This window comes from Bradyrhizobium sp. Ai1a-2, from assembly GCF_000426245.1.
Classification (GTDB): Bacteria; Pseudomonadota; Alphaproteobacteria; order Rhizobiales; family Xanthobacteraceae; genus Bradyrhizobium.
Genome location: NZ_AUEZ01000072.1, coordinates 23,916 through 41,346, shown reverse-complemented (window position 1 = coordinate 41,346; position 17,431 = coordinate 23,916). Strand labels below are relative to the sequence as shown.

At 59.4% G+C, this 17,431-nt stretch carries 19 protein-coding genes and 1 pseudogene; 16 read left to right on the top strand and 4 right to left on the bottom strand.

Going from position 1 to position 17,431, the window contains the following annotated elements; all coding sequences use genetic code 11:
- Positions 1-258: transposase (locus tag K288_RS0133400; RefSeq protein ID WP_027583457.1), on the top strand; the 258-nt coding region annotated here is incomplete at its 5' end.
- 51 nt (positions 259-309) lie between these two features.
- Here the strand turns inward: K288_RS0133400 and K288_RS55555 are convergent.
- Positions 310-438 carry a hypothetical protein gene (locus K288_RS55555; protein WP_256378863.1) on the bottom strand — a complete coding sequence of 43 codons (129 nt, stop codon included), beginning with the start codon at positions 436-438 and terminating at the stop codon, positions 310-312.
- A 120-nt stretch (positions 439-558) separates the two neighbouring features.
- Between K288_RS55555 and K288_RS55030 the strand changes: the two genes are divergently transcribed.
- Entirely contained in the window at positions 559-918 is a 360-nt protein-coding gene (locus K288_RS55030; RefSeq protein ID WP_152535791.1) for a serine hydrolase, read from the top strand.
- Positions 919-1,292: 374 nt separating this feature from the next.
- On the opposite strand, the gene K288_RS0133380 is transcribed toward K288_RS55030, so the two are convergent.
- Positions 1,293-1,496, bottom strand: coding sequence for a cold shock domain-containing protein (locus tag K288_RS0133380; protein ID WP_027583454.1), 204 nt, complete (start codon positions 1,494-1,496; stop codon positions 1,293-1,295).
- A gap of 908 nt (positions 1,497-2,404) precedes the next feature.
- Here K288_RS0133380 and K288_RS47290 point away from each other — a divergent pair.
- Positions 2,405-2,758 carry a hypothetical protein gene (locus tag K288_RS47290; RefSeq protein WP_051334874.1) on the top strand — a complete coding sequence of 118 codons (354 nt, stop codon included), beginning with the start codon at positions 2,405-2,407 and terminating at the stop codon, positions 2,756-2,758.
- 31 nt (positions 2,759-2,789) lie between these two features.
- Complete coding sequence (locus tag K288_RS0133370; RefSeq protein WP_027583453.1) at positions 2,790-3,221, top strand: CBS domain-containing protein; 432 nt, start codon at positions 2,790-2,792, stop codon at positions 3,219-3,221.
- Positions 3,222-4,507: 1,286 nt separating this feature from the next.
- On the opposite strand, the pseudogene K288_RS55025 reads toward K288_RS0133370, so the two are convergent.
- Positions 4,508-4,692 (bottom strand): annotated as a pseudogene (locus K288_RS55025) (hypothetical protein).
- Between the two features lie 878 nt (positions 4,693-5,570).
- Positions 5,571-5,702, bottom strand: a complete 132-nt coding sequence (locus K288_RS55020; protein ID WP_244443350.1) for a hypothetical protein — start codon at positions 5,700-5,702, stop codon at positions 5,571-5,573.
- A 2,767-nt stretch (positions 5,703-8,469) separates the two neighbouring features.
- On the opposite strand from K288_RS55020, the gene K288_RS0133350 reads away from it, so the two are divergent.
- The 12 genes from K288_RS0133350 (at position 8,470) to hypB (ending at position 17,431) form a co-directional block, all read left to right on the top strand.
- Positions 8,470-9,561, top strand: coding sequence for a hydrogenase small subunit (locus tag K288_RS0133350; protein ID WP_027583452.1), 1,092 nt, complete (start codon positions 8,470-8,472; stop codon positions 9,559-9,561).
- Positions 9,562-9,582: 21 nt separating this feature from the next.
- Complete coding sequence (locus K288_RS0133345; protein WP_027583451.1) at positions 9,583-11,373, top strand: nickel-dependent hydrogenase large subunit; 1,791 nt, start codon at positions 9,583-9,585, stop codon at positions 11,371-11,373.
- A 10-nt stretch (positions 11,374-11,383) separates the two neighbouring features.
- Complete coding sequence (gene cybH / locus K288_RS0133340) at positions 11,384-12,115, top strand: Ni/Fe-hydrogenase, b-type cytochrome subunit (protein ID WP_027583450.1); 732 nt, start codon at positions 11,384-11,386, stop codon at positions 12,113-12,115.
- Between the two features lie 13 nt (positions 12,116-12,128).
- On the top strand, positions 12,129-12,713 hold the full coding sequence (locus K288_RS0133335) for a HyaD/HybD family hydrogenase maturation endopeptidase (RefSeq protein WP_027583449.1): 585 nt from the start codon (positions 12,129-12,131) through the stop codon (positions 12,711-12,713).
- Between the two features lie 16 nt (positions 12,714-12,729).
- A complete protein-coding gene (locus K288_RS47280) occupies positions 12,730-13,065 on the top strand; it encodes a HypC/HybG/HupF family hydrogenase formation chaperone (protein ID WP_051334873.1) in 336 nt (111 codons plus the stop codon).
- Positions 13,020-13,406 carry a hydrogenase accessory protein gene (locus K288_RS47275; protein WP_244443349.1) on the top strand — a complete coding sequence of 129 codons (387 nt, stop codon included), beginning with the start codon at positions 13,020-13,022 and terminating at the stop codon, positions 13,404-13,406. Before K288_RS47280 ends, K288_RS47275 begins: the two co-directional genes overlap by 46 nt.
- Positions 13,407-13,484: 78 nt before the next feature.
- Positions 13,485-14,348: a hydrogenase expression/formation protein gene (locus tag K288_RS0133320; protein WP_027583448.1), complete on the top strand. Its 864-nt coding sequence runs from the start codon at positions 13,485-13,487 to the stop codon at positions 14,346-14,348.
- Positions 14,345-14,560 carry a rubredoxin gene (locus K288_RS0133315; RefSeq protein WP_027583447.1) on the top strand — a complete coding sequence of 72 codons (216 nt, stop codon included), beginning with the start codon at positions 14,345-14,347 and terminating at the stop codon, positions 14,558-14,560. Before K288_RS0133320 ends, K288_RS0133315 begins: the two co-directional genes overlap by 4 nt.
- A 55-nt stretch (positions 14,561-14,615) precedes the next feature.
- Positions 14,616-15,083 (top strand): [NiFe]-hydrogenase assembly chaperone HybE, encoded by a 468-nt coding sequence (hybE, locus tag K288_RS0133310; protein WP_244443348.1) that lies wholly within the window; start codon positions 14,616-14,618, stop codon positions 15,081-15,083.
- Positions 15,080-16,177, top strand: a complete 1,098-nt coding sequence (locus tag K288_RS0133305; RefSeq protein WP_027583445.1) for a nickel-dependent hydrogenase large subunit — start codon at positions 15,080-15,082, stop codon at positions 16,175-16,177. The genes hybE and K288_RS0133305 overlap by 4 nt, the downstream gene beginning before the upstream one ends.
- Positions 16,170-16,511, top strand: a complete 342-nt coding sequence (gene hypA, locus K288_RS0133300) for a hydrogenase maturation nickel metallochaperone HypA (RefSeq protein ID WP_027583444.1) — start codon at positions 16,170-16,172, stop codon at positions 16,509-16,511. Before K288_RS0133305 ends, hypA begins: the two co-directional genes overlap by 8 nt.
- A complete protein-coding gene (gene hypB / locus K288_RS0133295; RefSeq protein WP_027583443.1) occupies positions 16,511-17,431 on the top strand; it encodes a hydrogenase nickel incorporation protein HypB in 921 nt (306 codons plus the stop codon). Before hypA ends, hypB begins: the two co-directional genes overlap by 1 nt.

The window sequence follows — 17,431 nt, the reverse complement described above, 5'->3', positions numbered from 1 at the left end:
AAGCGCCCCACCGCCGACAACGGCAAGGTCGGCGGACCGCTGACACAGGCGATGAGAAAAAAGATTGCCGATGGCGGCTTCGACACCCCCTACCGGCTAAGAAAGCAGATCGTGGAGGCGGTGTTCGGACAGATCAAGCAGGCGCGCGGCTTCCGCCAGTTCCTGTTGCGGGGCCTGGCAAACGTGCGTGCCGAATGGGCGATAATCTGCACCGCCCACAACCTCGTGAAGCTCGCTAACCTCGCAAGGCCCCCATGAGCGGGATTTCGTGTCGAAATGCGCCAACCAGAAAGCTATCTGGACGGGCTCCTAGGTAGCGAAACCGTGGAAGAGTGGCCGGGGCTGGCCGTTGATTTGCGTCACGTGATCAGCAGGTTCGGCTCCTTCACTGCTGTCAAAAGCATGAAACTCCAGGTTGGCTACATCGAGTTCGTCCATCGCGTCCGTTGCCTTTTGCGCTCGAATCAGAAGTGCTATGGCGCCGTCTAACCTCGTATTGGTACGGATCTGGCATAGCGGGAGAATGGGCGGTCAGAACGGGGTCTACGGGAGAACATCATGATCTCACGTCGTCTTGTGATTGGACTGTTTGGGGCAGGAGTGATAGGGTTCGCGCCCTATCCCGCCCCGGTGACGCAAGCCTCTGCACCCGAGGCGCGCAACGTGAAGCTTGATGAAACCCTTCGCGGATTGATCGAAGGGCGCAGCACTCCGGGTATTGTGGTGCTGATCCTCCAGAACGGCCGCCCGGTCTACAGCCGTAGAGTTGGCGTTCGCGAGGTCGGGAGCACCGAGCTGTTCAGCGACAACGACCTGTTCCGCCTCGCCGACAATTCGTGGGCCGGGTTGGGGCTTTACGCTAGGCTTTGGGATCATCACCGATCCGGCTGCAGCCAGGAGTCGTCTTCCTGCCGGTAGCTATGGGTGGGGTGGTATCTACGGCACGCAGTTTTGGATCGATCCGGCAAACCGTGTTGTCGGCATAATCATGACCCAGACGGCGATCATTGGCTCGGGCGCGATCTCCAATCCCATCCGGGAAGCGTTCTATTCGACCGATTGAGGTTCGACACCAAGCAGTGGCAGCGCCAGAGCCAGAGCGCCAGATGCCCGCCATACTTGGCGGGTAATCTTGTTAGTAGCGCTCAGTCAAATGCGCTCGCCGTCGCGAAGCAACACACCATGCTTGCCGGCGCGTGATTGGCTCGAAGGCTGAACGGTGCCTTCAACAGTGGACCGTCCCGCAAGCGTTCTTATGCAAGGCGTGATGAGCCCACCGGGAGTCGTTTGCGCTAACTGATCACGACGTTCTGCGCTCTACTACGTCCTGTCTTCCGGTCTACACCGACTTCATAGCTGACGATGTCGCCTTGCCTTGGCGTTGCGCCTGGCAGCAAACTGCTGACGTGGAAGAAAATGTCTTCACCGCCTGTATCCGGCTTTATGAAACCAAAGCCTTGGTCTTGCTTGAACAGCTTTACCGTTCCTTTTGGCATTCTAATTTACCCAATCGATGATGCTCAAGTAGTGCAAGGTGTCGGATTTCGCCTATACGAGCAATAGCTTTCTCGGACGTCGGTCGTGCTACATGCGCCAGCACGGCCGCCGGCCTCTCTGGTGAGCCGACGCCCGTGCTCCGCTACATCGAGCCCTTTCGTATAGGGTAGCTGGTTGTATCGCGCAACCTGCGAGGTTGCCGTGGTGCTGCGTCTCGCGCGACCCTGCTCGCTTAACCTGCTGAGAGCCATTGTCCGATTGCGACGACCAGACATGGCGCTTAACGATGCTCAACATGTCCGGTCCCCACCAAAATCGTCTGGCTCGCTCGTCGGGATACCAATTGGACGGGATTTCAACTTTCCGCTCCCTGCGACGGGGATCCGATTGGTGAGCGGAGCGGTGAGGCCTCGCTAGATACGCGATAGCCGCTCTCGTTTGATGTTTTCGGCAATCTGTCTGAATCCTGTTGCAGTCGGGTTCGGGGTTAGCGAGATGGAAGCAGAAGCACATCGCGCGCCAGCTCAACTGGAATGTGGCGCACTGCGGCACGTCAAGTCGTCGATTGGAAGCGAAAGTTCGCTGGACTTCCTGGCGATGCATTCGACCGTGCGCCACAGCTGACGGAGCAAGAGCTGGGCCAATTGCCAGACCCTTCCCATATTGCCGCTGGAATTAGCTGGAACGCGCGGCACGCGCTTTCTGTCCGAAAGCGAACGCGCGGCTTGTTTCCAATCCACCAACCTGTTGCGAACGCGACGTTGCTCGGGAAAAAGTCAAAAGGCAACCCGCTTCGCTTACGCTGGCCCAAATTCTGCAGAACGATAAGCCACGTTCGCAAAGAGATCATGGGGTGCGTTTGAGTCTTGACCTACTAAGTTATGATGCGGGCTCCGGCCCGTCCTCGATGGCAGAGCTTGCCGTTTGCCCATTTCAGACCGATCGATTCCGCGATGCGTACGGAGAGCGGAAGACGTTGGACTTGATGGGCGTGTCACGCGTGTTTGAATACGCCACCGGAAAACCGTTCTCGAAAGCGAGCTCGCGCATGGTCAGCTGCGTGGGTCAGCCTTCTCAAGCGCGGCGTTGCCCGTGGCATTCCGGCAGCCATGAACATTTGCACGTCGAGTTGAGCCACGATCGCGCGCTTCCGCTCGCCATAGCTGAGGTCAAGGAGCTGCTCAACGGCGCGCCGCTGCAGGTCCTGTTCAACAACGTCGGAATTTCACTTAAGGCGACAGGCCTCAGGGGAGGGGAGTGAATTGGTGTTCAGCCGGCGAGGGGAATGATACTTGGACAGATTCCTCCAACAAACTGTTGGAGGCCACATGACCCGCGCGCCGAAGGTCGTCACGCGCGACCTCACGTTGCGTGAGCTCTGTGGTCTCTTCGAAAGGGATGATTTCAACGCCTATCCTGTTGAAGATCAGTCGCAGGTGATCGGCATGGTTTCAAAGTTCGATGCCTTGGCGTGCTTTGGCTTCACCCGCGCTCGCATTATGCGGCGCTATGACGATCTGATGAAATTGGCAGTCATGGACGTCATGACGCCGGAGTTCATTTATGTCGGGACGGAGACGAAGTTGACGAGGGTGCTTGAGCTTATAGTCAATCATCGGATCACAAGCATGCCGGTGATCGAGAGTGGGCAACGTCTTGCCGGGATCATTTCGCGCAGCGACGTGATGCACGCTTTGCAATGGTGCTCCCGCAACAGCACCTAGCAGCTACAACAGGAGGGGCGCTATACCCGTCGATCCGATATTTGTCTCGCTAGCGCGTGGTGTAGGTTTTCGTGATCTTCACCGCCGCCCTGGCCTGGGCGGACTCCCACGGGGCGGTAGCACAACAGTCCACGTCGAGTGCGCGCGGGCGACGCTCCTTCTGAAATCGCTCGCCCCAGCACATGCTCTGCCCTCGAGCCCCGATCGAACTAGAGCGGAATCCGGGCCACGGGGGCAGATGCCTCCTCAGAGAGAATCCGCCATGTAACCATCTCAAACCACCAAATGACCTATGGTGAAGCAGGGTTAACGTTGTTCTTCGCGGTGATGCCTTTGTCCGATTGCCGCGGGCAGGGCGTTGGATGCGCCCGTCGCCTTCCACGCTTCGCTTGGTGTAATCGCAAGCGTTGCCGCCGCCTTCGCGATCCTCAACCGCTTCGACCGTCCGGCGTCGCGGTCGGCGCAGGAGATCAATGGAGCGCCCAACTACAATCTCGGCCCCAGTGAAGGCTCGCCGAGCCAAGCGTCGGCAAGGCCTCGGCGACCAAAACATTTAGCGATCAAAGCGAAGGTTCCAAAAAAGATGGGCGAGCTCGTTTCGCAAATTGGAAAGTGCCGCCAACTGACCAAGATCGAGCGCGGCGTGGGCCACCCAATTCGACTGAGATGGCGTCAGCAAAGTCTGATCACTCGCGCCTTATCTCACCTTGGTTCGCGCCCGGTTTTGCGCGCACCTGCTCCAGAGCTTGCATACCGTTCCTATGCAGCCAGAGAAGTCCCATTGCGAGCTGGCGCAGATCGTTTCGGCTCGGACCAACGGGCAGCCGTCTTGCGCGACGAAGGGCGTCCGCAGCCTGCTTCTCCAGCGGTGACAATTTCCGCTCTTTCGGCATCGCCTGGGCTACTCTCGGTCAACAGCGCCCCACTTCACCTACACCGCCAAGCCTCAAAGTTTTGTGAAATGGTTCCCCCGCTCGTCCTTTTTTTCGGGCATGCGGCCCCTTGCATAGACCATCCTTTACTCTGCCTCAGTAAAGCCAAGGACACAGCTTTGATCGGTGGGCAGGATGCTTTACGACCGGGGGATCGATGAATTCTTGAGGCCTGTTCAAGCGCTGCCGGCTGACTCAGATCAGCAGTAACGCTAAATATTGCTTTCTAAGTAATCTTGGCGCTAGCAAGAAATGAAAACCATGAACCGTCATCGATTTCAACCGGCGCGGCATGGTGGAGCTTTTCGGCGGCTAATTCATTGAAAGAAGCCGCCGGCTGCCTAAAAGCTCGAATTATCGCTGATGGCCGAGGCCGATGCCCAGTTTTATAGCCTTCTGCCTCAACGAGCTTTCGGTTCTTTTCATCTGTCTCGCGATTGTCGGCACCGGCGTTCTTGCCTTCGAATGCTGCTTTAGCAACTAACGTCAGCTGGAGTGTATGGCTTGCGTGTTGAATTCTTCTTTTTCGCTCTGACCACTTTTGGTCTCCATGGTTGGGCGCCAACATAACACGAACTACGACGCCAGCAACTCTCGGCGGAATTATTGGCCGTTCGAGAGTCGGATATCGGAGTTTCACCATGCGCAATTAGCACACGCAACGAAAATCACACGCCTGCGCCTGCATCTAGGGCGGCCACTGATTTCCAACGAGTGGCTACGCGTCCTTTTATGGCATGCTAAGAAAGAGTTTGTACTCGAGACCGGGTCCTAAGAGCCGCCAACAGCTGTCGGCAAGCGCAGAGTCGCCCCACCGAAGGATGACATGACGGGAGTGCATGGAAAAGGTGCGCCGAGATCGTGCGTTCGCTTCGTTGTGCCGGCAGAACGCGGCAATTCGTCCCGCGCAGAAATGCTCTCGCCTAAGCCGCAGGTGGGCATGTGATGGTGGTTGCCGAGGCGGGAAGGGTTGTTTGCAGGACTTGCTGGCAGCCAGGTCGATAAAAAACGGGCAGGCTGTGTCGGTAGATCCGCTGGTGTCGGCTTGCGGGCGGCGGAATCGTTACTGCACACCCTGGTGTCGACAACAATCCCTTCAGAAGTGAACCGACTTCCAACCACACGGAAGCGCGTCGTATCGCGGCAGCTTCTCGCCACCTGCGGGGACTTCAGCAATCTTATCTGGAGGCTGCCCCCAAGAGCAAGTAGAACTTGCTCCTTTGTTAGCCGGCCTTGTCCAGCTCGGCCGCAAACGTAACTGCCGAGCCGAACGCGGCCGTGCGAGCACGTAGCCCTGCGCCGGGGTGTACGCCGTCCACCCCCTATTTTTATTTCCTTCTTGATGGTTGGTTCGGCAGCCAATTCGTGTCACTAGCAAAAAACGCCTTGAGCGACCATTGCGTAATTTCGCTGTTGGTCAGCTGATGGGAGTAAGACTCGCGTCCTCCGGGATTGGCCCGATGCCGGTAGATTTGTATTCGGCATAGTAGGCCGTCTTCAGTGTGCCGGTCTTGCCGGGGTTCCATTCGACCCAACCGTCTGCGATCACCGGCGCATCCATTTCGGTGGACAAGAAAAATTATCGCAATGTAAGGGCGCCACGCGCGGCCGAGGGCGATGCCGTGTGCGGCGGGATCGGCGGTGAGGGGGCAATGATCGAAAACATGGGCGCTGTCCTCATCCGGCGATCCTTTGCTCTGTGCAGTATAGATAACGGCTTGATTGGCGGCTTACGCCTGCAATGGCTGCGTGCTGGCGCCGTAAGGTTGCGCTCGGTGATCAGAACGCCGAGCGCGATGAGGAAACTTAGATCAGGCCGCTGAAGCGCATGTCTTCATTTATCCATAGTGTCGATGTGCTCCATCAAAACAATCGATTTTGCCAATGGTACGGAATAGTGGATAACAAAGCATCGGCTGGAGAATAGAATTCACCATATCATGATGCCATCGATCTTCGGCTCACGCACTCGATGTAATCTCCATCGTAGATAACGGTCGATCGGCCCGTGAAGCGTTGATGGCCATGCTCTTTCTGGGGCGCTTCACCCTAGAAGCAGCAAAGGTCCTAAGGTGAAATACCGACCAGGCGCCAGTATTGGCCGAATTCCTTGAATCCTATTCAGAAGGAACCGACACCATATTTCGTTCGGAACGGGTATCGGCCTTCTCGTGGCTAAGGTAACGGCGAATGCCCTCGCCGTAAATGAACCGCCGGTAGCCCTCCCTCTGCCGACGGAAGCGGGTGCGATGTGTTGCAACGTCGTTCCTCCTAGACTGACCTTCGCCCGGTCTCCGAAAGGGGGCCGGGCTTTTTTTTAACTGCCCTAGATCGATTTGGCGCGTGATCTTGCTCGGGATAGGCTGATTGGCCGGACGCTTCCGATGATGGACCGCATCAAGCCAAAGGCAGGCACCGCTCGGTCCGGAATTCATGCCATGGCGCGCGCATGCAGACATCGCGCTCCTTGTGCGTGGTCAGGATCAGCGGCATCGCCTTGGATGAAGGGGCTTCACGACCGCATTCGCCTCGGTCCTCAGAAAACGATACGCCACATGCGGCCCGCCTGGGATCGGCTAAGACTCGGTGCAGCGATCACCCTTGAATATGGTCCATAACCCCGCAAGGCGAACAGCGACTGATCTTCATTGAGACCCAGAGTAAGATCATTCTCCTTCAATCCCAAGGCGAGCAGGCGTTTGCGCCAGGCACTGCAGGCGAGCTTATCGGCTTCTCGGCGTACCTCAGCCGCGCGCCGCCATCCGGAAACGAGGTGCTCCAGGGCCAGTCGCGCGATTTTGTGCCATCGCCGAAGGATGCGCCCGACTGGGAGGTACACAAGCCGCTAGGGTTTGAGGCTGCCGCCACTCAGTTAAGGTCTCAGCTCATACGTCAGATGATTATGAACAGCACTCGGCCAATGACCTGCTTGCGTTGCAGCTCGTCATTCTGCGACGTTCATCTCAAGCGCCGGGGACGCCCGTTTGACTCACGAACTGAAGGATGACTGTCCGATTTGAACTGCCAGCAAGAAATGTGGCCCGGCGCCCGCCATCACAGCACGAATGACTTGGAATGATCGCACGGTGCATAGAAGACGGAATGGTTAGACGGTGTCCCCACCGCTCGGTTCTGAAGGGGAGCTGCTGAGAGCGTGAAGTCCGTCCCCCTTTTTGATCTAACCAGGTTCGGTGCCGCAAGAAGAGCAAATGGGTGTCGGGGACTATCTGCAAGTTTCCCACCACGCGTGATCTGCAATAAACCGCGCATCCGCTTCAGTACCGGCTGACCTCCCATCGCGCCGAATCGATCAAAACGATCGAGGGCGGACTTGCTGAACTACGCGCAGACCGAACTTTATAATGCTCGCATCTACGACCAAAATCTAGTCGCCACCATTTAGCGAATGGCTGGCACTCGAATTTCGCCTTGCCGTACGGCGCACGTGCTTCTGTCGGAAAGCAAACGCCCCTGATGTCCGGAACCCGCCAAGCTGTTTGCGAACGCGACATTGGGGACCCCAAAAGCCACGAGTGTTCCGCTGCATCGCGCTGATCCGTATCCTGCATGGCACGCGAGGGAAGAGGCGCGGCGGCAACAGAATGGGAGGCGCGGAGATCGACCGCAAGCCGAGCGCGGTCCTGGTGCTTTCGGTCAACTCACGGGGGACCGATTCGGATTCCACTCCTGCCGGTGTGCAACCATGGTGTTGAGGATGACGATCAGCTTGCACATGCAGGCGTTGATCGCCACGTTCGGCGCCTTTCCTTTGGCAATCAGGCGGCGAGGGCTATCAGCACGAAATTGTGCGGCGTCGCGGCCCTCAGAGACTCCATGTAGAAGAGATTTCTAGCTTGCGATGATCAACTTTTTGGCGCCGGCAAACAAGCTGTTCCCGCGCGCGGGGCCGCGCGATTTTGATGCTTATGCGTGCCTCGAAGACATTCGTCTCTTTCTTCTAGTGCATCGCATCCGACGTCCGTAAGAATGGGTTCTCTCGTGATTTCTTTGATGTCGTTGGTCCTCTCGAGCGGGCGCTGGCGATGCTGGAGCGCGCGCCCGCCATTCAGCACATCGTGCGTTCGCTCGATCCTGTCGCGCACCGCGCACAGATGGGAAGATTGCGTCTCGCCCCGAGTTTGAAGTGTTTTCCGCCTCTTTGCCTCTCATTGCCCTTGCATCCGCCAAATTGAGCACTTCAATTCCGCAACGGCTTGGTATCTCTCAAGTGTTCCAACGTGTGGTGTTGGCCTGCTTCTTGCTATCCGAATGTCAGAAATTCGGTACAACCGATAACGGATCACGTGGAAGGCTTCATGGGTGCGGCAACGGAAACGTTTTACAGCGTGATCAGACGACAAGGCATCACACGTCGCAGTTTCCACAAATTCTGCAGTTTGACGGCAACGAGCCTCGGGCTCGGCTCGCTCGCTGCCAGCCGCATTGCCAATGCGCTGGAGAACAAGCCGCGTGTGCCGGTGATCTGGATGCACGGGCTCGAATGCACCTGCTGCTCGGAGAGCTTTATCCGCTCGGCCCATCCACTTGTCAAAGACGCGGTGCTGTCGATGATCTCGCTCGATTACGATGAAACGATAATGGCGGCGGCGGGACACCAAGCCGAAGCCATTCTCGAGGAGACCCGGGCCAAGTACAAAGGCCAGTATGTGCTAGCCGTCGAGGGCAATCCGCCGCTGAACGATGACGGTATGTTCTGCATCGATGGCGGCAAGCCCTTCGTCGAAAAGCTCAGGGCGATGGCGGAAGATTCCATGACGATCGTCGCTTGGGGCACTTGTGCGTCTTGGGGCTGCGTGCAGGCGGCCAAGCCAAACCCGACTCAGGCGCTGCCGATCGACAAGGTGATCACGAACAAGCCGATCATCAAAGTACCCGGCTGCCCGCCGATCGCAGAGGTCATGACCGGCGTGGTGACCTTCATCATCACGTTCGGAAAGCTTCCCGAGCTCGATCGCCACGGGCGTCCAAAGATGTTCTATTCCCAGCGCATCCACGACAAGTGCTATCGGCGGCCTCATTTCGACGCCGGCCAGTTTGTCGAGGAATGGGACGACGAGTCCGCGCGCAAGGGCTATTGCCTGTACAAGATGGGCTGCAAGGGGCCTGCCACCTACAACGCCTGCTCGACCGTTCGGTGGAACGGCGGCGTTTCCTTCCCGATCCAATCCGGCCACGGCTGCATCGGCTGCTCCGAAGAGGGCTTCTGGGACAAGGGCTCGTTTTACGACCGACTCACCACCATCAAGCAATTCGGCATCGAGAAGAACGCCGATCAGATCGGCATGGCCGCCGCTGGCGTGGTCGGCGCAGCCGTTGCCGCGCATGCGGCGGTCACGGCCGCGAAGCAGCTGACGTGTAAACGCGATGGCGCAGCTCAAGAAAGATAATCGAATTCCGGGAAGGCAACGATGGGCATCCTGACACCCAACGGGTTCGAGCTTGACAATTCCGGCAAGCGCGTTGTCGTCGATCCGCTGACCCGGATCGAAGGTCGTTTGCGCGTGGAGGTCAATGTCGATTCCGAGAACGTGATCCGCAACGCCGTTTCGACAGGAACGATGTGGCGCGGCATCGAAACCATCCTGCGCGGGCGCGATCCCCGCGACGCCTGGGCGTTCACCGAGCGGATCTGCGGGGTCTGCACCGGCACCCATGCGCTGACCTCGGTGCGCGCCGTGGAGAACGCGCTAGACATCACCATTCCCGAGAATGCCAACTCGATCCGCAACATCATGCATCTCTGCCTGCAGGTGCACGATCATCTTGTCCATTTCTATCACCTGCATGCGCTGGATTGGGTCGACGTAGTCTCGGCGTTGAAAGCCGACCCCAAGGCAACCTCGGCGTTGGCGCAGTCGGTCTCGTCCTGGCCGGTGTCATCACCGGGCTATTTCAAGGACCTGCAGGTCAGGCTGACCAAGTTCGTTGCTTCAGGACAGCTCGGCCCGTTCAAGAACGGTTATTGGGGCCATGCGGCATACAAGCTGCCGCCGGAGGCGAACTTGATGGCGGTTGCCCATTATCTGGAAGCGCTCGATTTCCAGAAGGAGATCGTCAAGATCCACACCATCTATGGCGGCAAGAACCCGCACCCGAACTGGCTGGTCGGTGGCGTACCCTGTGCCATCAATATCGATGGCACAGGTGCAGTTGGCGCGATCAACATGGAGCGGCTCAACCTAGTCTCCTCGATCATAGACCGCTCTATCGAATTCGTCGATCAGGTTTACGTGCCCGACGTTACCGCGATCGGCTCGTTTTACAAGGACTGGCTCTACGGCGGCGGGTTGTCGGGAAAGAGCGTGATGTCCTATGGCGATATCCCTGAAAACGCCAACGACTATTCTACGAAAAGCCTCAAGATGCCGCGCGGCGTCATTCTCAATGGCAATCTCAAGGAGGTCTTGCCGATCGACCACGGCGATCCCGAGCAGATCCAGGAGTTCGTCGCCCACTCCTGGTACAAATACCCCGACGAGTCCAGGGGGCTGCATCCTTGGGATGGCGTCACCGAGCCCAATTTCCAGCTCGGGCCCAATGCTAAGGGAACCAAAACTGATATCAAGGAGCTGGACGAAGCTGCTAAATATTCCTGGATCAAGGCACCGCGCTGGCGCGGCAATGCCGTCGAGGTCGGGCCGCTAGCAAGATACATCGTCGGCTACGCGCAAAATAAAGCAGAGTTCAAGGAGCCGACCGAGAAGCTGCTCAAGACGCTCGATCTTCCCGTCACTGCGCTATTCTCGACGCTCGGCCGCACTGCGGCGCGCGCACTCGAATGCCAGTGGGCGGCGCATCAGATGCGTTATTTCCAGGACAAGCTAGTTGCCCATATCAAGGCGGGAGACACCGCAACCGCTAACGTCTCCAAGTGGAGGCCGGAGAGCTGGCCGAAGGCGGCCAAGGGTTACGGCTTCACCGAGGCGCCGCGTGGTGCGCTCGGGCACTGGATCAAGATCAAGCACACCAAGATCGACAATTACCAGTGCGTCGTGCCCACGACGTGGAACGGCTCGCCGCGCGATCCCAAGGGCAATATCGGCGCATTTGAAGCCTCGCTGCTGGATACGCCTATGGCCGATCCGCAGAGGCCGCTGGAGATCCTACGGACGATCCATTCTTTCGATCCGTGCCTGGCCTGTTCGACCCATGTGATGGCTCCGGACGGCCACGAAATGGCAACGGTCAAGGTCCGCTAGGGGGGCAGTAATGCAGGACAAATCTCGGCATTTGCTCACCCCCGCAGTTGCAGCCGACGCGGCACGCGCCGACCGCACCGTTAAGCGTGACGTCGTCTATGTCTACGAGGCGCCGGTGCGGCTGTGGCATTGGATTAATGCCGCGGTGATCCTGGTGTTGGGCCTGACCGGCTATTTCGTCGCCAGCGTGCCGCCCACGATGACGGGAGAGGCCAGCGACAATTTCCTGTTCGGTTATATGCGATTTGCGCATTTCTCCGCAGGCTACGTGCTGACCGTCGGCTTCCTGCTACGCATCTACTGGGCCTTCATGGGCAACACACATGCTAGGCAAATTTTCTACGTGCCGCTCTGGCGCAAGAGCTTTTGGGCTGAGGTATTGAACCAGATCCGCTGGTACGCCTTTCTCGAGGTCAAGCCGAAGAACCATGCCGGGCACAATCCGCTGGCCAGGCTCGCGATGTTTTTCATGTTCACCCCGACCATCTCGTTCATGATCGTCACCGGCTTTGCATTGTATGCACAAGGAGCCGGCAACGACAGCTGGCAATACAAGCTATTCGGTTGGGTGTTTTCGATCTGGCCGAACAGCCAGGACGTTCACACCTGGCATCACCTCGGCCTGTGGGTGATCGCGACGTTTGCGCTCGTCCACATCTATGCGGCGATCCGCGAGGACATCATGTCGCGCCAGAGCATCGTCTCCTCGATGATTTCGGGCGAGCGTGAATTCCGCGATTAATGGGAGAGTGCCGATGCGGCCGGCAGACGACAGAAAGCGTGTCCTGGTGCTTGGCATCGGCAATATACTGTGGGCCGATGAGGGGTTTGGCGTGCGAGTGGTAGAGGAATTCCATCGCCGCTACGCCGTCCCTGACAACGTCACCATCATTGATGGCGGCACGCAGGGGCTCTATCTCGTGAACTATCTCGAGCAGGCCGACTGCCTGATCGTGTTCGATGCCATCGACTATGGCCTTGATCCCGGCGAACTGAAGCTCGTCCGCGACGAGGAGGTGCCGAAATTCACCGGCGTAAAGAAGATGAGTCTGCATCAGACGGGGTTCCAAGAGGTCTTGAGTGCGGCAGACCTCCTCGGCCGCTGCCCTGGCCAGCTCGCGCTAATCGGCTGTCAGCCGCTAGACCTGGAGGATTGGGGTGGACCAGTGACTGATCCTGTCCGTACTCAGATCGCACCTGCAATCGAACTGGCGTGCGAGCTTCTCGCGGAGTGGGGATCGCCGCCGCAATTGCGCACCACACCGCTGTCGCGGTCGGAACGCCTGCTCGCCAATGATATCGATCATCCGAGCTACGAAATGAGGGCGAGACCGGCCTAGCCGTCGCGGGATTGCCATGTGCCTTGGTCTGCCGATGACAATTGTTGAAACCGACGGGGTCTCCGCGCTCTGCGAATATGGCAATGAGCGGCGGCGCGTCTCCGTGCTGCTGCTCTCGGAGCCGCCGGTCGGTGCCAACGTGCTGGTCTATATCGATACCGCGATGCGCCTGTTGGATGATGACGAGGCGCGCCTAATCGCAGCTGCCCTCCAAGGTCTTGGGGCCGCCCTTATTGGCCAGGAATGGGCCCCCTTCTTTGCGGACCTGGTCAACCGCGATCCGCAATTGCCTGAGCATCTGCGCTCATGGGTGCGGCAATCCAGCACAACCATAGACTTATTAGAAGGCTAATGGAATTCCAGCAAGCAAAGCATGATCTGGCGCGGCGCGGCCTGCCCGAGGTGGATGGCGCGAGCGTCGATGCACGGGTGACTGCGGCCCTGCTGTCGGCGGACGATCCCGGGCGCTGGGCCAAGGCGATCGACCTAACCGTTGTGTTGCGCGAGTTGATCGATACCTTTCAGGGCCGCTTGGCCCGAGCAGTGCTCGCAGGTGAAGCCGAGAGCGAGCTTGGTCAAAGGTTCGGCGCGCGCATGAAGCTGACACTGATCGTTTGCAGCAGCTGTGAGGTGCTCGGCCCAATTGCCAAGATCCAGGATTGGAGGTTTACGTCGAGCGCATCATCAAGCTGATGGATCGCCCACGTGATAGCCGCGCGTTAATCGTCAAGAGCATCATCCCCGAGTACACATACAGCGGAACGTCCAATCATGAAAGCAGGTGTCTGGGTCGCGCCCGAAGGCGCCGAGCAGCCGGTCAGCGTGCTTCCAATCGGTGCAAAAAGTCTCGACCCGCCGCATGGCACCCTGACGGCCGATGTCGCGCTCGCCAAACTGGCCTCGCTCGATAGTGCAGAGATGGCGAAGAACTGTGCGAACGCGATCGAGCTCTTGTCGAACATAGCCAGCGCCATCGCCAGCCAGAAGAGCGACGCGCCCACGCGGCTGTTCCGGCTCAGCAACCTCAATGATCTCGAGCGAACGCTGATCGAAGACGTGCTGGGCGAGGGCGAGGTCGCCGGCGTCGTTGCCTTGCCGGATGGCGCGGTGGCGCAAATCCAGGAATCGGTGCTCGCCGGAATCTGGCGAATCCGCCTCGAGGCCTGCGCCGCTGACGATTATATCGAGGTCGGCGCGGTCCCGGAGATTGTGACGGGCGCCGCAACCTACCTGACGTCGAGCGATTTCACGATTGGCGCGGCGCCGGACGGCGTCATGAACGCGCTGCCGGTGCTCGCGGAAATCCGCGAACGTGCGCTGGCCTGGCGGCCCGGCCTGCGCTCGCAGATCATCAACTTCACGCTGCTGCCGATGAGCCCGGTCGACATGGCGTTTCTGCAGCAGAGCCTCGGTAACGGGCCGATCCAGCTCATCTCGCGTGGCTACGGCACTTGCCGGGTGCTGGCGACTGGCATTCGGAACGTCTGGTCGGTGCAGTTCTTCAATAGCAGGGATACCATCATCCTGGACACAATGGAGGTCGGCGGCGTGCCGACGATGGCGCTGGCTGCGGGCGAGGATTTCGAGGATTCCGCCGAACGCCTGCAGGAAATCATTGAGGCTTACATCACATGACGAGCTTTGAGAATTTTGGCACGCGGCAGGATCTCGCAGATGCCGTGCGCATGGAGTGCGGCATCTGCTGGATCGTCTACGACCCGGCTGAGGGTGATGAGGCGGCGCAGATTGCCGCGGGAACGTCTTTCGCAGCATTGCCCGAAGATTGGTGTTGTCCAAATTGCGACGCGCCCAAATCGAAGTTCATGGCGATTGAAGATGACGCTTGACCACCGCCAGCATTCCCGCAGGAGCATGCATGCTGATCCGGCGGCGTGGGGCGAGATGCTCGCCGCAGCCTATCGGGATATCGGCAATCACGCCGTGCGCAACCTGCCGATCTTCAACGAGACCCTGAGCGTCGAAGCCGTCGGCTTTCGTCTGCACGAGGGCAGGGTCATCGGCATCATGGTCACGCCTTGGTTCATGAACGTGGTCATACCGGTGCCCGACGGCGCTTCCCAATCGTTTCGGGCAAGGGACACGCACCTGCTCGTGCGATTTCCGGCCGGCGACATTCAATTCACCGTCAGTGAGGTTGCGCTCGTGGGGCCAATTGCAAGCTGCTCGCTGTTGTCGCCGATGTTTGGGTTCGAGGACATGGCAACCGCATGCGCCACGGCCGAAGCAGCGCTCGCGGCGCTGATGTCGGCGGCCGACACCGCGGCATCACATGGCCGCGATGCACCACATATCAGATCGATCGACCGCCGACATTTCTTGCAGGGTTTACTGACGGCGCGGCGCCGATGAGCCTCGCCTTCCGCAACGAGATCGATGTCACGGTATCGCTTGCGGGCGGCGCAATTGCCGCCGTCGAGATCCAGCCGCGGGCGCGGCCGCCACTGGCGCGGCTGTTTGCGGGTAAGCCGGCCGCTTCGCTGCTCGACGTATTGCCACGGCTCTTCTCGCTGTGCGCGGCTGCGCACCAGGTCGCATTCCTGTCCTCCGTTGAGGCGGCGCGCGGCGAGCATGTCAGCCTTGCGACGAGGCGGCATCGTGTTACCCTGGTCGTTGCCGAGCGGCTTACGGAATTGCTGCGGGGGCTATTTGTTTGGCACCTCGCGCTCGATACCGCCAGCGCCGCGGCCATCCGCGCCGGGATGCGGGCCGCATCGGTGCTCGTCGGCATCGCGGAGAGCGGCTGCGGCCAGGCTCTGGGTGAGGCAATGGCGCGGATGAGGCCTGAGCTGGCTGCCCTTGGCATAGCGAACGAAGATGGTGTGCCGAGGCCGGGCAGCCCACTCGCGCTTCGCATGGCGGCTTTCGACGAAGACGTACTGCAGCCAAACCCGGTCGAGCATTCGTTCCTGTCCGTTGCTGACGACCACAAGGTGATTGAACGGTTGCTCGCGGATAATGCGGGATTGTCCCAAGCCCCGGACCTAGATGGCCGTATTCCCGAGACAGGTGTGTGGGCGCGCTGGGCCATGCGCGATCAGCTCCCGCCAAGCCGGTCGAGACCGGCCGAACGGCTGAAGGCGAGAATTGCTGAAGTCGCCCGGCTGTGCGAATGGCTCCAGGCCAGTGCAAGTGCCGACACAGCCGAGGATGGGATCCTCGAAAGCTACACGCTGCGGCCGTCCCTAGGTGCCGCCGCGGTCGAATGTGCCAGGGGACGCCTCTATCACGCGGTTGAGCTTGACCGTGAGGGGCACATTTCTCGTTTCGAGTTCCTTGCGCCGACTGAGTGGAATTTTCACGCGCGCGGACCGCTGGTCCGCAGCCTGCAGGGCGCGGTGCTGACGGCGAGCAGACAGGGACGAGATGCGGTGCGAGCCATGGTCGCATCGTACGACCCGTGTGTTGGATTCAGGCTCAATTTTCGCGAGGGTGCCGATGCATGAAATGGCACTTTGTCAGGGCATCATCGAGATCGTCGAGGAGGAGGCCCGCCGGCGGTCGTTCTCCAAGGTGCGGACCGTGTGTCTGGAGATCGGCGCATTGAGCCATGCCGCTCCCGAAGCGATGAAGTTTTGCTTCGAGGCCGCTGCGGCGCAGACTATCGCCGATGGCGCGGTCCTCGAAATCGAGAAATTGCCTGGTCTCGCTTGGTGCATGGCCTGTTCAAGGAGCGTTGAGATTGGGCAGCGCGCTGAGCCGTGTCCCTGCTGCGGAAGCTATCAGCTCCATGTGACCGCGGGCGAAGAGATGCGAGTAAAGCAATTGGAGGTCGACTGATGTGTACCGCATGTGGATGCAGCGAAGGGACGCCCTCCACTGGACGCGCCCACGCGCAGGGTGGTCAAGCCCACGGCGGTCACCATGATCATGCGGATGATCATCACGATCACCACCATGGTCATGAGCGTGGGAGGCATGGCGCACATCATCACCACGGCAATCATTACCATCATGATCATGCGCATGAAGGAGACGGGCTTGTGAACTGCGGCACCGATCCCGCCAGATTGAAGATCGCGGGCATGAGCAGCGACCGCATCATTCAGATCGAGCGTGACATCCTCGGCAGGAACAACACCATGGCAGCCGACAACCGCGCGCGCTTCCTGGCCGACGACCTGCTTGTGTTCAATCTCGTCTCCAGTCCCGGCGCGGGCAAGACCTCGCTTCTCGTTCGCGCCATCTCAGAGCTCAAGAAGAGCCGCCCGGTCGGGGTCATCGAGGGGGACCAGCAGACCTCGAATGATGCTGAGCGCGTTCGCGCGACCGGTGTTCCCGCGGTCCAAATCAACACTGGCAAGGGCTGCCATCTCGATGCCGCGATGGTCGGTGAGGCCTATCGCCGCTTGCCACCGCTAAAGGACGGCATTCTCTTCATCGAGAATGTCGGAAATCTGGTTTGCCCCGCAGCATTCGATCTCGGCGAGGCCTGCAAGATCGTGGTGCTCTCGACCACCGAAGGTGAAGACAAGCCGCTCAAATATCCTGACATGTTTGCGGCATCCGCGCTGATGCTGATCAACAAGATCGACCTGGCGCCGGTGCTCGACTTCGACCCGGCCCAAACCATCGAATATGCGAGACGCGTGAATCCGAAGATCGAGGTGCTGACGGTTTCGGCTCGTAACGGCGAAGGCTTTGCCGCGTTCTACGCCTGGATTCGGAAACAGGCCGCGCATCAGAAACGCCGTGCTTAG